The sequence below is a fragment of the Burkholderia sp. 9120 genome, from assembly GCF_000745015.1.
Classification (GTDB): domain Bacteria; phylum Pseudomonadota; class Gammaproteobacteria; order Burkholderiales; family Burkholderiaceae; genus Paraburkholderia.
Window position 1 is genome coordinate 6,074,749 of sequence record NZ_JQNA01000002.1, and the last position, 15,286, is coordinate 6,090,034.

General features: G+C 60.0%; 14 protein-coding genes. 8 read left to right on the forward strand and 6 right to left on the reverse strand.

What is annotated here, in order from left to right; translation table 11 throughout:
* Window positions 1–478 precede the first annotated feature (478 nt).
* Window positions 479–784, reverse strand: coding sequence for a hypothetical protein (locus tag FA94_RS39300; protein WP_035560607.1), 306 nt, complete (start codon window positions 782–784; stop codon window positions 479–481).
* Window positions 785–1,006: 222 nt separating this feature from the next.
* On the opposite strand from FA94_RS39300, the gene parA reads away from it, so the two are divergent.
* Complete coding sequence (gene parA / locus FA94_RS35060) at window positions 1,007–1,669, forward strand: ParA family partition ATPase (RefSeq protein WP_012428795.1); 663 nt, start codon at window positions 1,007–1,009, stop codon at window positions 1,667–1,669.
* A gap of 25 nt (window positions 1,670–1,694) precedes the next feature.
* Entirely contained in the window at window positions 1,695–2,750 is a 1,056-nt protein-coding gene (locus tag FA94_RS35065) for a ParB/RepB/Spo0J family partition protein (RefSeq protein WP_035560611.1), read from the forward strand.
* A 103-nt stretch (window positions 2,751–2,853) separates the two neighbouring features.
* Here FA94_RS35065 and FA94_RS35070 read toward each other — a convergent pair whose 3' ends face one another.
* Entirely contained in the window at window positions 2,854–4,200 is a 1,347-nt protein-coding gene (locus FA94_RS35070; RefSeq protein WP_035560614.1) for a replication initiation protein, read from the reverse strand.
* Window positions 4,201–6,340: 2,140 nt separating this feature from the next.
* On the opposite strand from FA94_RS35070, the gene FA94_RS35075 reads away from it, so the two are divergent.
* Window positions 6,341–7,546, forward strand: coding sequence for a DNA-binding protein (locus FA94_RS35075; RefSeq protein ID WP_035560617.1), 1,206 nt, complete (start codon window positions 6,341–6,343; stop codon window positions 7,544–7,546).
* A gap of 72 nt (window positions 7,547–7,618) precedes the next feature.
* Here the strand turns inward: FA94_RS35075 and FA94_RS35080 are convergent, their stop codons facing one another.
* The 3 genes from FA94_RS35080 to FA94_RS35090 form a co-directional block, all read right to left on the reverse strand.
* Window positions 7,619–8,701: a tyrosine-type recombinase/integrase gene (locus tag FA94_RS35080; RefSeq protein ID WP_035560620.1), complete on the reverse strand. Its 1,083-nt coding sequence runs from the start codon at window positions 8,699–8,701 to the stop codon at window positions 7,619–7,621.
* A 62-nt stretch (window positions 8,702–8,763) separates the two neighbouring features.
* A complete protein-coding gene (locus FA94_RS35085; protein ID WP_035560623.1) occupies window positions 8,764–9,162 on the reverse strand; it encodes a DUF2471 family protein in 399 nt (132 codons plus the stop codon).
* Between the two features lie 108 nt (window positions 9,163–9,270).
* On the reverse strand, window positions 9,271–9,918 hold the full coding sequence (locus FA94_RS35090; protein WP_035560628.1) for a helix-turn-helix domain-containing protein: 648 nt from the start codon (window positions 9,916–9,918) through the stop codon (window positions 9,271–9,273).
* A 149-nt stretch (window positions 9,919–10,067) separates the two neighbouring features.
* On the opposite strand from FA94_RS35090, the gene FA94_RS35095 reads away from it, so the two are divergent.
* Both FA94_RS35095 and tdh read left to right on the forward strand, forming a co-directional pair.
* The gene (locus FA94_RS35095; protein WP_035560630.1) at window positions 10,068–11,267 is read left to right on the forward strand and encodes a glycine C-acetyltransferase; all 1,200 of its coding nucleotides are present in this window, start codon (window positions 10,068–10,070) and stop codon (window positions 11,265–11,267) included.
* A 13-nt stretch (window positions 11,268–11,280) separates the two neighbouring features.
* Window positions 11,281–12,312 carry an L-threonine 3-dehydrogenase gene (gene tdh / locus FA94_RS35100; RefSeq protein WP_035560633.1) on the forward strand — a complete coding sequence of 344 codons (1,032 nt, stop codon included), beginning with the start codon at window positions 11,281–11,283 and terminating at the stop codon, window positions 12,310–12,312.
* 43 nt (window positions 12,313–12,355) lie between these two features.
* Here tdh and FA94_RS35105 read toward each other — a convergent pair whose 3' ends face one another.
* Complete coding sequence (locus FA94_RS35105; RefSeq protein WP_035560636.1) at window positions 12,356–13,018, reverse strand: YceI family protein; 663 nt, start codon at window positions 13,016–13,018, stop codon at window positions 12,356–12,358.
* A 108-nt stretch (window positions 13,019–13,126) separates the two neighbouring features.
* Here FA94_RS35105 and FA94_RS35110 point away from each other — a divergent pair, with 108 nt between their 5' ends.
* The 3 genes from FA94_RS35110 (at window position 13,127) to FA94_RS35120 (ending at window position 15,050) form a co-directional block, all read left to right on the forward strand.
* Window positions 13,127–13,819 (forward strand): TetR/AcrR family transcriptional regulator, encoded by a 693-nt coding sequence (locus tag FA94_RS35110; protein WP_035560639.1) that lies wholly within the window; start codon window positions 13,127–13,129, stop codon window positions 13,817–13,819.
* Window positions 13,820–13,837: 18 nt separating this feature from the next.
* Window positions 13,838–14,317 (forward strand): nuclear transport factor 2 family protein, encoded by a 480-nt coding sequence (locus FA94_RS35115; RefSeq protein ID WP_035560642.1) that lies wholly within the window; start codon window positions 13,838–13,840, stop codon window positions 14,315–14,317.
* A gap of 214 nt (window positions 14,318–14,531) precedes the next feature.
* Entirely contained in the window at window positions 14,532–15,050 is a 519-nt protein-coding gene (locus tag FA94_RS35120) for a hypothetical protein (RefSeq protein ID WP_035560646.1), read from the forward strand.
* Window positions 15,051–15,286 lie beyond the last annotated feature (236 nt).

The following is a 15,286-nucleotide window of genomic DNA, read 5'->3' on the forward strand; positions in this document are numbered from 1 at the left end:
TGACGCGAAGCAGGCGTCCGGCCACGCAGCGAAATTCTGATCGACGCTGCCAATTCGGTCGGCTTGTGCTTAGCCAGCCCGTCTGCAAAAGTAGGCGCGGGCTGCAGTATTTCCTCATGCGCGGGTGCTCGCAACGAGAGGGGAGGAGGAAGGTCGGGCACATATCGTCGATTCGCTCCAACGGCACCGTTTTCGGTTTATGCGCATAAAGCCACCCGAAGATGGTCGGCCGTGGCTTCGAACCGACACGAACTTGTGTCACGTGTCGCACGCTCGGATAGGTCCCACACACATCCCCGCCGTCACCACACGGTGGCGTCTCGCGATGCCGAATGCTCCCACGCCCGTTGAGAACTGCGCCAAGTCGCGGGGGACTTTATGCGCATAAAGCGCGTGACCGGGCGTCTGCCAGCTTTGCCTTCCCCGCTGATGCCACTGTCGCGCATGACAATGCCGCGCCCCCTGATATTCGATCGCGCTAGCGCCCTCGTTCATCTAAGCGGCGGAGCTGAAAGCTCCAGGCGAGGGTCGGCGCCAACGCCAACGCCAGCGACTCCGACTCCGACTCCGACTCCGACTCCGACTCCGACTCCGACTCCGACTCCGACTCCGACTCCGACTCCGACTCCGACTCCGACTCCGACTCCGACTCCGACTCCGACTCCGACTCCGACTCCGACTCCGACTCCGACTCCGACTCCGACTCCGACTCCGACTCCGACTCCGACTCCGACTCCGACTCCGACTCCGACTCCGACTCCGACTCCGACTCCGTCACATGCATCGACAGCGCAGACTTGCATCCAGTCGTACCTCTTCACCGCATCGCTAACCACACCCGGGACCACCGATCACAGCCTCGCGATTGCGCTCTCGTCGGCCACACGTCCTTTATGCGCATAAACCTATCCCGAATGGCTAACGCGTCTATTGTTTTACCAAAAACGATTGAATTACGAATTCATCCAGGTAGAATCCATTTGCGTCTAAAAAGAGGAGGTGAAGATTGGCAGCAGAAATCATCGCGGTAACTCAGCAGAAGGGTGGGGTCGGGAAGAGCACAATCGCGATGCACCTCGGCGCTGCGTTTCATGAGAAAGGCAAACGCGTCCTCGTCGTAGACGCAGATGGTCAAAACACCCTCATCCACTGGGCCAGCGCATCATCGGACGGCGACACCGGCATCCCATTCCCGGTCGTCAACCTGTCCGAAGCCGGTAGCCAGATCCATCGCGAGATCAAGAAATTCGTCTCTGACTACGACATCATCGTGGTCGACTGCCCGCCCTCCATCACAGAGAAAGTGTCCGGCGTCGTGCTGTTGGCAGCGAGTGTCGCGGTGATTCCCACCTCGTCATCGCCGGCGGACTACTGGTCGAGCATCGGCTTGGTGAAACTCGTTCAGCAGGCTCAAGTCATGAACGAAGACCTGCGCGCCGTCTTTCTGCTCAATAAGACCGAAGAGAAACGGATGCTCACGCGCGAACTGAAGCGCGCGCTGGAAGAACTCGGATTCCCGCTGTTGAAGACCCAGATCCCGACGCGCGAAGCCTACAAGCAGGCCATGGCGTTGGGACAGACAGTCCTTCAGATGAACGATCGCGGCGCCAAGCTCGCCGCCATCGAGGTACGGGCGTGCGCCAACGAGATCGCCGCCCTGCTCCCGTGAAATTTATGCGCATAAAGGACCCTGAATGAAACCCTCCCAATTCGCCAAAGGCTTTCAAGCACGTCCTGATACGACCAGCAGCGAGAAGCGAACCGCGCTCGATCGTCTGAATGCCATCGACGGTCTGGTCAAGAACGGCCCGAAGGGCAGTGAAGTACCGAGCCGTCCGATGTCATCCGTCATGCCGCAAAGCGTCGTGGAAGTCGACACGGTCGACTCCGCCGATGAATCGGCGGCCTACCGCACGTGGCGGCTCGAGCATGGTTATCGGCCGGGCCAGGTGATCGACCTCGCGCTCAAGACGATCAAACCGAGCCCGTTCAATCCGCGGCACTTCTATCTGAAGTCGTCGATTGCCGAGCTCGCCGTGAATCTGGCGAAGCAGGGACAGCAGCAAGCGATCCACGTCATTCCCGATTACGACAATCCCGGTACCTACTTCGTCAGTGACGGTGGCCGGCGCGTACGTGCGCTGAAAGAAGCGAACAAGGAATCGGTGAAGGCGATCGTCATCGATCTGCCGATCGGTATTCAGAGCTACAAGCTCGGCTACGACCTCAACGTCCAACGCGATTCACAAACGGTGTTCGACAACGCCGTTGTCTGGAAACGCTTTCTCGACGACCGGCATTTTCAAAGCCAGAAGGAGCTTGCCGAACATCTTGGTCTGGACGAATCGACCGTCGCGGTCGCCCTGTCGGTCGCCAAGTTGCCGGAGGTCGTCATGCATGAGATGGTCGCGCGCCCGGACCGCTTCGGCTCGAACATGGCGTATCAGGTCGGCCGATACCATACGGCCCGCGGCGCCGATGCGACGCTGCGCCTGATCAACAAAATCCTCTCCGACGATCTGAGCACGCGGCAAGTTGCGGATATCGTCAAAGGTCGGGCAAGCGCGCAGGAAAGCACCAAGCCGGCTGGCCGGCAGCGCTACGCGCAGCGCCTCGAGATCAAACTCGAAGGTGTCTCGGTCGGCGATCTCAAATCGTACGGGGATGATCGAATCGAACTGCGCCTGAAAGGGCTCACGCGTGAAAAACGTGACGACATCCTTCGGCAGATTGAGAAGATGTTGAAGTAACGGATCGGGAAGTCACTGCGGGGAAGACGACCAGAGTCAGCGCTAAGGCGCCAATTCTGGTCGACGGGCGGCAATCAGATCCAGCCGCCGTCCCGCTAAATGATTACGCCGCGCGCGATTGGCTCAGCGTGAAGGCAAGCAGGTCACCATCGGTCGGCTCACCCCAGGTCTTGCGAGCCAGCCAATCGAAGAATGCCGTCTCGACAATCTTCGAATCCAGCCCGCGACGACGCCAGTCGTCGCGCATGTGAGTGCCCAGGCCCGGCAATTCGTCTTCTTCAAACGACTGCCGCGCGATATCCCGTTCCGACTCACCTTGCTCGTTGTACAACTCGTACGCTTCCTTGCGACGATGCGCCGAATATTCGCCGAGCAGACGGGCCTTGAGATCGTCGGCCGGTGCCACTGCCGCCTTGCCACCGGAACCGGAAGGCAGCGCTTCGACCGGCGGCGCATAACCCTTCTTCAACGCGTCTTTGAACAGCGCCGGCGCACTGCGCACGGCCGGCAACGACGTGCTGCGCATGCGTTGCTCCGTCATTTGCAACGCGGCGCGAATCCGGTTTTCCTCGCTGTCGGCATACAACGTCTGCGCTTCTTTCAGCGGAATGCCGATCTTCACCATCCGGTCGACCAAGGTGCTGTCGAACACGTTCGGATGTTCGTCGAGCGCAAGCATGGGCTGCTTGCGTTCAGTCACGCGGAACTGGATTTCGGCAACGCGTCGTCCTTCCCGGTGTTCGATCAATTCGACGAAGATGTTCGTGACGGCGTTGACCTCGGCGATCGCCGGGCGCAGGTAATCGCGCTTGAAATACTTGTACTCGCGCTTCGCCTCATCACCCGCTTCCGTATCCGGCGTACCGGAGAGGATAGGGCGCCACCATTCCCAAGTCTCGCGCATGGTCAGATGACTCGGGTTGGTCAGATAGCGCACGCAAATTTCATAGAGCGCCAAGCCCGCGCTACTGCGCAACTGGCTCTGGAACTGCAGGCTCAGCCGGGCGTACTGAACTGGATCCAGCAGCTTTTTCTTGATCTTCGGCGCGAACGAAAACTCAACCCAAACGCGGCGTGTGGTGGGATCTTCGAGAATTTCCGCGTCGGCGATCAGCGTGGAGATACCCCACTTGCGCCCCGGCTTCTGGCTGGAGGTGCCAGTGCTCCACTCAACCTGCACCGACACCATGCGCCGCAGATGCTCTTTGACGAGTGCCGTGTCGTTGGAATCGAATGCCGAATTGGCGACGATGTCGGACAGCAAGGCCCGATACGTGTCGCCCGACTCGTCCGCTTGCTGAGCGACGGCGAGCAGCACGTTGAACAGCTTACGGGTCAGGAGGGTGATTTTGCCGCTTTTGGGCTGAATCGCGATCGCCTCGACGGCTTTGCGCAATTCGGCCGAGCTCGGGCTGACTACATCGGTCTTCTTCGCGCGCTTCGTGGCCATGCGTCAGGTCGAGGAGGGATTTGGCGAGAGCATACCGACTGCGGTGATACGCGTCTATAGCGTGCGTCTCACCGTTCGGGGTGAAGTGAGTTTACGGCGCACGACTCACCTCGAGCGTCTCCCGAAAATCCTCACCTCAGCCGTCTGGCGCCAGGTTGGGGCTCTCCTTGCAGGTCGCGGTCCTGGCAAATTCAGACCTTTTCCCTCACCGGCGAGAACAGTGGTGACTCGATCCCGAATCTCCTCACCTTAAAAAATTTCCGGAATTTTGACTGCTCGCACGGCGGACCGAACCAGGCGCACCGATGGCGATCCACTTGGCGAAAGCACAGTCCCCCGGAGAGACCAGCCGCTTCGGCAGGGGAGGGGTGACCGCATACCCCAAAACCACATCAATGGGGGGATCCGACACCGCGATCAATGCGAAGGACACCCCGAATGCACCGACAGCAAGGTTATCCGTGAGTCGAAACCGGCTGCGAACCCGCAATCACGCGCTCCAGAGCCCTCAGCACCCGCCACAGTCCACGCGCGGGCAACCGCTCACCGGTAACCGCACAGCACGCTCAAATTGAGTCAGCGACGGCGCCACCGGTGATCATCGGCGTGCAATTAGCCCGTGGGCCAATACGCCACCGCAGCAAAGCGGACGTTTTTTATCACGCGACGTCGACCGAAAACACCGCTGCGCAGCGGTCGTCAAAAGCGGCCGCCAGCGCCATCTCTCACTCTTGCGCCAGCGCCGAACCAAAAGCTGCCCCCGAAAAGTCTCACCTTAACCACGTCGCAACACTCGGAACGGCGCGGCCTCCAGCGTGGCCGAGCGTAAGAATCGCGAGAAAACTCTCCTGAAAACCCTCACCTTTGAGCCTTCACGGCAGCCAAATGCGCCTCAAAAAAAGCCTCCCGAAAAACCTCACCTTTGCAAAATATTCTAGAAATAATCCATAAATTCAATACGTTAGGAAATCGCCTCGACAAGGTTCTTCCTCGTGAACTCCCGTAAAACCTCACCTCAACCGCCTTTTGCAGCGAAACCGCGCACTTCGAATCCCCGCCACAAAGGTCCCGAAAATCCTCACCTTTAAAATTCAGCACACGAAATACCCAGCGCAATTTCTCTACGCGTGTAGGGCATTTCCGAGCCATTCCGGCCGTTTTGATCCTGTATTTCCTCACCTCAGCGATCCAGAACGGCTCAAAACACTCCCGAAAAACCTCACCTTTGGCAAAAACCGGGGAATTTGAAGTCTTGCCAATCGTCCCGATTCGAACCTCCCGAATTTCCTCACCTTTGCAGCACTCGGCTCCGATCATCTAGTCGAGCTTGCCGCCGGAAAACAGCCACAACAACCGCCGGGCTCCTGCAAACCCTCACCTTAAGCCTCGCAATGCACAAAAATTTGGCAAAAATGGCACCTCGGCCCCGTAAAATCTCACCTTCGGTTCGCGTTTCCTCCCGTCTTAACTCACCAAAGGGGTTTACGCCCCCTGAATACCGCCAAAAATCGGCCGGCAAGGTGGTCCTGAAAGCGCTCACCTTTAGGCTGTCCGGCCTTCGAGGGCACGATCGAGCGCTGCCGGGCGATCCGAGACGAGCAGGTCCCGCAAAACCTCACCTTTGACCAAACCCAGCTTTTGGGGTGTCTCCCGAACCCGCTCACGTTCTATCCCGGACCTGCTCACCAAGGCCCCCGAACTCCATCACTCAACCCTCCCGCAAGATCTCACCACCTCTCCCGCAAAGCTTCACCTTCGTGCTCTGAAACCCTTACCAGGTATAGGTTTGCTGTGGCGTTAACGTTTTTAACATGGGTTCAAAGGTGTTTACTTTTATTACTCTCTAGAATCTTCCCCCGTGCGTCCTTCGGACAAAGTCTCCCAACCGCCTCGCCGTCATCACACAGTCGTGAAACAGTGCGCGATCGCTGAGAAACCCGCAAAACTTCTTTCTTTACAAAGACTTGTTGGCTATTCTTCGTTTTGTTTCACGGAAAAACTGCTTGCATGATGTTTCAGTGACGTACCTCAGGCGGTAAACCACACCAATTCGGCACAGTCAGCTCAACAGCCACAAATTCGTAGCAAACGTTACGTAAATTGTTATGATTCATGCAATTCGAGCGGCGTCGAGGTATACATGAATCTGGATCAGGTACGGCAAACCATTCGCGACGAGCTCGACTCCATGCGAATCACCGGCGCTCGCCGGCAAGAGCTTTCGCTTCACGCCTGCAAGCGATTGTTTTTTGATCTGGGAATCCGTCCGTCCATGGCCGCTGTTCGCGACCTGACGCAAACCGGCAGCGCCAGCGATATCCCGAAAGACATCGACCACTTCTGGGAACGCATCCGAAACGTGTCGCGTGTCAAAGTTGGCGCCGGCGCCATCCCGAAAGCGTTGGAAGATCGCGCCGGTGAACTGCTAGGCGCTCTTTTTGAGGAAGCGGTCGTTCACGCCAGAACTGCGCTAGATGACGAACGCGCCGAAATTCGCACCCAGATCGCGGATGCCGAGCAGCGTGCTCGAGACGCCGAGATTCGGTTGGATGCCTCCGAAGACGCGATCAAGCGCAGCGAATTACGAGCCGAAGCAGCATGGGAAAAGGTTCGCGAACTCGAAACCCAGCTATCCAGTGCGACTACGCACGGCAATGCTCACCAGGAAGGCCTGCAGGCAACGGCTCGACGGCTCGAACAGGAAAACGGGACGCTTCGTCAGCGACTCGACAATGAATTTGCGACCAACGCGACGCTTCGCGACCGGATCGACGCCTTGCACGTCGAATTACGGCAAAGCACCGAGCACTATGCGCAACAGATCAAAGACGCTATCGCCGAAGCCGAGCGACGCGTGAAGCCCATGCTGGTTGAGCTGGACTCCCTTCGCACCATGGCAGCGACCTATCAGTCCGGCGTACGCGACGCCAGTCGCAAGGAATTCGAGTTTATTCAGCAAATCGCCGCAGCCAAGGCGCGCGGCGATCGGCTCGACGCGCAACTGCGCGAGCAATCCGATGACGTCGATGCGTTGACAAAAGAAGTCGCCGTGCTGCGCGGTCAGCAAGGGATCGATCCGGCAATCGCCGGTCTGCTTTGTTCGTTGGTCGAGGCCGGGCGGCTTAGCAGCGAAGAGTTGCGGACGATCGGAACTGCAGCGGACGGTCACGTCGCACTGCCGTTACGATGCCCAAAATGTGAGGACGGTGAGCCGGAGCTGTCGCAGGTCGATCACCGCTTCGAACTGCAATGTCCGGAATGCGATCACTCGTCCGGCCTCGGCGAATCAAGGCTGGAGGCGGTTAGCCGATTTTTGTCGGATGACCCGATCACCGCCTCGGCGTGAGAGCCCGACGTCCTGCAATAACGGATAAACGGTGAAAGGTGAGGAAATTCGGGACCCGAGAGGTGAGGATTTTCAGGGCTCGTTTCCTCCCCTTCTCCTTGTTAAACGCCCGTCACGCCTAGGTTCAGGCAAGGGGTGCGCCACCGGATCCGGTTCATCGACTGCAACTGAATCTTGCTGATCCGCCCACGTTTGCCATGCCCGATACAACCGGTTCGCCGACACGGCTTGCACGAAGCCGAGCCATTGGCCGACCAGTTCCGCCTCCACGCCGCTCTCAAACAGATCCGCAGCAAAAGTGTTCCGCAAGGTTTGCGGACTGGCCCGTGAAGCACGCGACGCCGCGATGCCCGCTGCGTCGATCAACGCGTCGACCGCGCGCAGCATGGTGGCCTTGTGCATCGGCCGTCCGGAAGGCGACGCGGGAAAAACCAGGTTGCCGGCCAATTCCGACAGACGTCGCTCGGCGAGCCACGCGTCGAGGATGGCTGTGGCGAAGGGCGCAAGCCGCGTGCGCCGCATCAACATGGGATTCGCGGACTCGATCGTGACCCAGGGCGAACCGACATTCACGCAACTAACCGAAAGTGCACCTGCTTCGCCGGTCTTCAATCCACCGCCGAGAAACACGGCGATCAATGCGCGATCGCGCCGTTCTCGCCAGCGCTGCGCCGCGGACAAATCCGGCAACGGCGAAAACAGATGCGCAATCAGCGCGGTACGTTCAGCGTGGTTGAGAAACCCGGTGGGTTCATTGTCGCGCGCGTTTCGCCAGGCCGCTTCGCCATCCTGAGCGATGAAGCGAGCGGGGTTGGTCGACGCGGATTCGATTTCGCGTACATGATCCAGTACCCGTTCGATCAAGCGTAAATACCGGATACGTTGGGGTTTTCGAATCTCAAGGCCACCAACAAATTCAGCGATGGTGTGCGTATCGACCGTAACGAGACTCTTCTGGCGTGCGGCCAGCCATTCGAGAAAGAGTCCCCATTGCGCCTGGTAGACTTCAGCGGACGAGCGCCGGAAATGTTGATTGGCGAGCCATGCGTCGAATGCGATTTGCGGATCGCGGCGCCAGTCTTCGCGCTGCTGGTCGAATAAATCGGACGAGGGCGCGGGCCGTGGCACCGGGTCGGACAGATGAGGAGGTGACATGAGCTATCCTTCCGTTAGTTGCACATATTGTAGGTGGCAACTGCCGAAAAATCAGCCCTGAGTCAGTCGCCCCAAGCTCGCGCGCGCTTCAGCGGAGCATCTTGCGCAACCGGTTGCGCAACGCGGCGTGCTGCTTCCTCATAGGCGCAGACGGCGAACGCGAACACCGCGGGCAATGCGGTGGACGTACCGAAGTCCACGCCTTCGTCAGTCTCGGGATAAGGCAGATCGGACGGGCGCTGAAACAGCCCGAGCATGATTGCGTCGTGTCGGCTGGCGAACCCGAGGTCGGCCAGCGCCTCTGCCTCGACGGCATGCAGCAGCCGCCACGTGAGCGGCACCTCTTGCACGATGTAGCGCGCGGCGATATTGCGCACAATGCGTTCGAGATCGCGCGCCGCGGTTTGATAGCGCAGCGCGGCCAGAGCGTGGTCGGCATGGTCGGTTGTCAGGTCGTTCATTGTCGGCTCCAGTCGATAGCCAATACTGTACAAACATACAGTGTTTGGCGCAACCTCATCCGACGAACAGCCTGATCCGTCACGCGCGACTAACGGTGAGCGGGCGCGTCAGCCGTGAATCACCACCAACAAGGCTTTCGCCTCACCCTTGCCGGCATTGCGGATGGCGTGCGGTTCGTCGGCGACATAACGCGCGGTGTCCGCGGTCTTGAGCCGTTTCGTCGTACCGGCGGCCTCTATTTCAATCGATCCATGCAGCACGGTCAGGTGTTCGCGCGTGCCGGGTTCGTGCGCGTTCGACACCAACGCCCCGCCCGCTTGCAGCGTCAACTCGTACCACTCGAACTTGCCGGCCAACTCGATCGGCCCCCACACCCGCAGCTGATACTTGGCTTCGTGCCCGCTCAGCGTGGGAATGTCGTGGGGACCGGAGACGGCGATCGCCTCCGGCGCCTTTTGCGGCGCGAATAGCGAATCGAGACTGACACCGAGCGCATTGGTCAGCCGCCAGGCGACCGCGATAGTCGGATTCGCCTTGTCGCGCTCGATCTCAGATAGCATGGACTTCGACACGCCGGCCGCGCGCGACAGATCGTCGAGCGTCATGCGCCGTTCGGCGCGCAGACGCTGAATGTGTTCGCCGACACGCGGCGGCGCCGCAATCGCGGCCACCGGACCCGCGCCCGCAGCGCTCGCAGCAGGCGCTGCAGCGGCCGCGGCGCGTCGAATACCCGAACTTGCCATTTCCTGACCCATCGTTTAGAGTTGTTCGATATATCGGATTTTAGTTCGGAAAAACGAAAATATCCGCTAAAACTGACAGCCGACTATAACAGGCCGCCTCGTGGTCGCACATGCCGAACACGCTGACACGGGCGCTCTCACCCATTTCAGGAGTCTGGTTCATGCGTGACCAATATCTCGCCCATCTGCGCGGCACTCTGGAGCAGATCCGCGCCGACGGCTTTTACAAGAACGAACGCGTGATCGCCAGCCCGCAGTCAGCCGACATTCGTCTCGCCAACGGCGCGGACGTGTTGAATTTCTGCGCGAACAACTATCTGGGACTGGCGGACGACGCGCGTCTGATCGAAGCCGCCAAGCAAGGCCTGGATCACGATGGTTTCGGCATGGCGTCGGTGCGTTTCATTTGCGGCACGCAAAGCGTGCACAAGGAACTCGAGTCGGCGCTTGCCGCGTTCCTGCAAACCGACGACTGTATTCTCTACTCCAGTTGTTTCGACGCAAATGGCGGCCTGTTCGAAACGCTGCTCGACGACAACGACGCGATCATTAGCGACGAATTGAATCACGCGAGCATTATCGACGGCGTGCGGCTTTCGAAAGCGAAGCGCTTTCGCTACAAGAACAACGACCTCGCCGATCTCGAAGCGCGGCTGAAAGAAGCCGACGCCGCCGGCGCGCGCTTCAAACTGATCGCGACCGACGGCGTGTTCTCGATGGACGGCATCATCGCCGACCTCGCCGGCATCTGCGACCTCGCCGATCGTTACGGCGCATTGGTCATGGTCGACGATTCGCACGCGGTGGGTTTCGTCGGCGAACACGGTCGCGGCACGCCGGAACATTGCGGGGTGCTGTCGCGCGTCGACATCATCACGGGGACGTTGGGTAAAGCGCTGGGTGGTGCATCGGGTGGCTACGTCGCGGCGCGCAAGGAAATCATCGAGTTGTTGCGCCAGCGTTCGCGTCCCTATCTGTTCTCAAACACGTTGACGCCAAGCATTGCCGCCGCGTCGCTGAAAGTGCTCGAACTGCTCGCGAGCGACGAAGGCGCGCAACTGCGCGCACGCGTGCGCGAAAACGGCGCGCACTTCCGCGGCAAGATGAGCGCGCTTGGTTTCGCGCTCGTGCCCGGCGAACATCCCATCATTCCGGTCATGCTCGGCGACGCGCAACTCGCGTCGAAGATGGCGGATGCGTTGTTGAAGGAAGGCGTCTACGTGATCGGCTTTTCGTTCCCGGTGGTGCCGAAGGGGCGCGCTCGCATTCGCACGCAGATGAGCGCCGCGCACACCACGGAGCAGATCGATCGCGCCGTAGATGCGTTCGCGCGCGTTGGCCGTGAACTTGGCGTGATCTGATCGGGAGGCGTACATGAAAGCATTGGCAAAACTCGAACGCGCACCGGGCCTCACGCTCACGGACGTCGCGAAACCTGAAGTCGGCCACAACGACGTGATGATCCGCATCACGCGCACCGCGATTTGCGGCACCGACATTCATATCTGGAAGTGGGACGACTGGGCGCAAAAAACGATTCCGGTGCCGATGCATGTCGGTCACGAATACGTCGGCGAAATCGTCGAGATGGGCCAGGAAGTGCGCGGCTTTGCGATCGGCGATCGCGTGTCGGGCGAAGGGCATATCACGTGCGGTTTTTGTCGCAACTGCCGCGCCGGTCGCCGGCATCTGTGCCGCAATACGGTGGGCGTCGGCGTGAATCGCGAAGGCGCGTTCGCCGAGTTTCTGGTGATTCCGGCCTTCAACGCATTCAAGATTCCGCCGGAGATTTCCGACGACCTCGCCGCGATTTTCGATCCGTTCGGCAACGCCACGCATACGGCGCTATCGTTCAATCTGGTCGGTGAAGACGTGCTGATCACCGGCGCGGGACCGATCGGTATCATGGCGGTGGCGATCGCGAAACACGTCGGCGCGCGTAATGTGGTGATTACCGACGTCAACGATTACCGGCTCGAACTCGCGCGCAAGATGGGCGCAACGCGCGCGGTGAATGTCTCGCGCGAATCGCTGCGCGATGTGATGGCGGATCTGCACATGGCCGAAGGTTTCGACGTCGGCCTCGAAATGTCCGGCGTGCCGAGCGCGTTCACCAGCATGCTCGAAGCGATGAACCACGGCGGCAAGATTGCGTTGCTCGGCATTCCGCCGGCGCAGACCGCGATCGACTGGACGCAGGTGATCTTCAAAGGCCTCGAAATCAAGGGCATTTATGGCCGCGAGATGTTCGAGACCTGGTACAAGATGGTCGCGATGTTGCAGAGCGGGTTGGATCTGTCGCCGATCCTGACGCACCATTTCAAAGTGGACGACTATCAGGAAGCGTTTGCCACGATGCTTTCAGGCGAGAGCGGCAAGGTGATTCTCGATTGGACGGCTGCTTGAACTAACGCAACAGCAACACAACACTAAAACGCCCGCAGCGCGCTCACCCGCCTGCGGGCGTTTTCACGAACTCCGCCTGAATGCGCACATGAATGTCGTCGCCGACGGCCGGATACCACGTCGCCAAACCGAATTTCGCGCGGCTGAAATGCCCCTCCGCTGAAAAACCCAGCGTGTCCTGTTTCGTCAGCGGATCGGGGGCGAAGCCGTTGAACGTGACGTCGAGCGTGACCGGTTGCGTCACGCCGTGAATTGTCAGATCGCCCGTCAATGTGCCGCGCGATTCACCCGTGCGCTCAAAACGCGTGCTCACGAAGCGAATCTCCGGATAACGCTCAACGTCGAGCAGGCTGGCGCTTTTCACCATCTTGTCCAGCAGTGGCACGTTCGTATCGATGCTCGCGGCGTCGATCGTGATCGACGCCGTGCTCTTATCCAGACCACCTTCGTTCCAGTCGAGTTGCCCCTTCTTGCGATCGAAGCGGATCTGAAAGCGCGTGTACTTGAAATGATCGATGTCGAAAGTCACGCTGGTGTGGTTCGGGTCGACCTCGTAACGACCGACCGGCACGCGGGCCTCGTTCTGGCTGACCGAATGCGTGAGTACCTGAATCGGCGTGCAGGCCGCCGCGCCTAGCAGCGTTGCGCTGAGCAAGCCTCGCATTAAGGCGCGCGCAAGGCCGGCGCGGGCAGTTGATGAGCTCATGTCGTTCGTTCCGGTTGACCGATCATGAGCAAGATAGCAGGTCGCGTCCTTCATCCGCAAAACACATCAACACTTGACGAAGGAGAATGATCGTTCTACTCTTCGCACATGGCTAACGACACTCAAACAGAATCAGAATCAGAATCGCCGATGCCCGGCAGCGCGCGCGAGCGGCTGCTCGAAGCGGCCGAGGCGTTGATCTACGCCGGCGGCATCCATGCCACCGGTGTGGACGCGATCGTCAAGCAGTCCGGCACCGCACGCAAAAGTTTCTACACACACTTCGAATCGAAGGATGCGTTGGTGGCGGCCGCACTCGAACGGCGTGATGAACGCTGGATGAACGGGTTTATCGCCGGCACGCAGCAACGCGGCAAGACGGCTCGAAAACGTCTGCTCGGCATGTTCGACGTGTTGCGCGAATGGTTTGAGTCGGCGGATTTTCATGGCTGCGCGTTCCTGAACGCGGCCGGCGAAATTGCCTCGGCGGACGATCCGATCCGGATCGTCGCGCGTGAACATAAGGAACGCCTGCTCGCTTTCGTGCGAACGCAGTGCGACGAGTTCGCGGCGGAGTCGGGCATGGAGGGCCGCCGTGCCGCGCGCCTGTCGCGTCAGTGGCTGGTGCTGCTCGATGGCGCGATTGCCGTGGCACTGGTGAGCGGCGAGTCCGATGTGGCACTCGACGCACAGGCCGTGGCGCACACCGTATTGGAAGCGGAGTCCGCCAGCGAGGCCGACGCGTCTTCGAGCAAGAGCAAACCGAACAAACGACCGCCATCCCGGCGCACCGCAACCTGACTGAAGTGAGGAAACATCATGGCCGATCCAACCGAAACCCGTCCGCCGCTGCCACCGTTCACACGCGAAACCGCGATCCAGAAAGTGCGTGCCGCTGAAGACGGCTGGAACACCCGCGACCCGGAACGCGTGTCGCTCGCGTACACCGCCGATAGCATCTGGCGCAACCGCGCCGAGTTTACGAACGGCCGCGCGGAGATTGTCGGCTTGTTGCGTCGCAAATGGGCGAAGGAACTCGACTACCGTCTGATCAAGGAACTCTGGGCATTTACCGATAACCGTATCGCCGTCCGCTTTGCCTACGAATGGCATGACGATTCGAACAACTGGTTCCGCTCCTACGGCAATGAGAATTGGGAGTTTGACGAGCATGGCTTGATGGCGCGCCGTCACGCGAGCATCAACGACATGCCGATCCGCGAAGCCGACCGGTTGTATCACTGGCCGCTCGGGCGTCGTCCGGACGACCATGCGAGTTTGTCCGACCTCGGTCTTTAAGCGCTTCTTCGAAAAAGCCGCCTCGTCTTCACGGCTCTGCCATCGGTTCTCCGTTATTGTTCTGCTTCCAGGTTGCGGGGCACGACTTGTGCCCGCGCGTCCGAGCGTGTCCTCCACATCGCCCGTGCGGGTTGAGGTACAGTGCGCGACGGGCGGCAAGCACGACTATCCAGAACATAGATGACGCCGGCGCTCGACCGGTGACGGAGAAGACATGTATTTTCGGCAGATCAGAAAGACCATCCGACATACCGCGGTTGCACTCGTCGCGAGTCTGGCCGCGGCCTCCGCGGCGCATGCGGGAAGCTGGTGCGACGGCGGCGTATGGGTCGACGCGATGCTCGGCTCGTATCACATCGATCCCGATCCCGGCACTCACTTCGAGCAATTCAACCCAGGCCTTGGCGTCGAATGCTGGTTGAACAATCAATGGGCGCTGACGGCGGGCGGCTTTCGCAACTCGTTGCGCCGGCCTTCCTACTATGGCGGCGGTGTCTGGGCGCCGGAGTTCGCGCACTGGGGCATCGTGCGGCTCGCGGCAATGGGCGGGATCATCTCCGGCTATAACTACGGCAACTGGGGGCTGGGTCGCGACCATACGATCGGGCCGGTGCTCGCGCCGATCGTGATGGTCGAGTACAAACGCGTGGGCGCGAACTTCATCGTGATTCCGCCGATCCCGTCGGATCACCTGCCGTTTACGATCGGGTTTCAGGTGAAGGTTAAGTTCTGATTGATCCGCCGCTGGATTCGTCCGGCGCAATGCCTGACTGACCGGCAACATCATCTCCGTCCCATGCAGCGGAACGCGTCAGATCGACTGGCGCCTTCGTCCTGTCATTGCCGCAAGCCGCTTCGATTCGCCTCCCAATCTGGGGAGTTACGGTCGCCCTCTCAATCCACGACACTCAAGACCTCGTACAGAGTGGCCGGATATCTCCAGTCTGGGCTATCGACATAGTGGGTGTG

Coding starts and splice junctions, on each gene's coding strand:
- tdh (WP_035560633.1), top strand. CDS start 11,281: ATGAAAGCATTGGCAAAACTCGAACGCGCACCGGGCCTCACGCTCACG.
- FA94_RS35070 (WP_035560614.1), bottom strand. CDS start 4,200: ATGGCCACGAAGCGCGCGAAGAAGACCGATGTAGTCAGCCCGAGCTCG.
- FA94_RS35090 (WP_035560628.1), bottom strand. CDS start 9,918: ATGGGTCAGGAAATGGCAAGTTCGGGTATTCGACGCGCCGCGGCCGCT.
- FA94_RS35120 (WP_035560646.1), top strand. CDS start 14,532: ATGTATTTTCGGCAGATCAGAAAGACCATCCGACATACCGCGGTTGCA.
- FA94_RS39300 (WP_035560607.1), bottom strand. CDS start 784: ATGCATGTGACGGAGTCGGAGTCGGAGTCGGAGTCGGAGTCGGAGTCG.
- FA94_RS35075 (WP_035560617.1), top strand. CDS start 6,341: ATGAATCTGGATCAGGTACGGCAAACCATTCGCGACGAGCTCGACTCC.
- FA94_RS35080 (WP_035560620.1), bottom strand. CDS start 8,701: ATGTCACCTCCTCATCTGTCCGACCCGGTGCCACGGCCCGCGCCCTCG.
- FA94_RS35095 (WP_035560630.1), top strand. CDS start 10,068: ATGCGTGACCAATATCTCGCCCATCTGCGCGGCACTCTGGAGCAGATC.
- FA94_RS35065 (WP_035560611.1), top strand. CDS start 1,695: ATGAAACCCTCCCAATTCGCCAAAGGCTTTCAAGCACGTCCTGATACG.
- FA94_RS35115 (WP_035560642.1), top strand. CDS start 13,838: ATGGCCGATCCAACCGAAACCCGTCCGCCGCTGCCACCGTTCACACGC.
- FA94_RS35110 (WP_035560639.1), top strand. CDS start 13,127: ATGGCTAACGACACTCAAACAGAATCAGAATCAGAATCGCCGATGCCC.
- FA94_RS35085 (WP_035560623.1), bottom strand. CDS start 9,162: ATGAACGACCTGACAACCGACCATGCCGACCACGCTCTGGCCGCGCTG.
- FA94_RS35105 (WP_035560636.1), bottom strand. CDS start 13,018: ATGAGCTCATCAACTGCCCGCGCCGGCCTTGCGCGCGCCTTAATGCGA.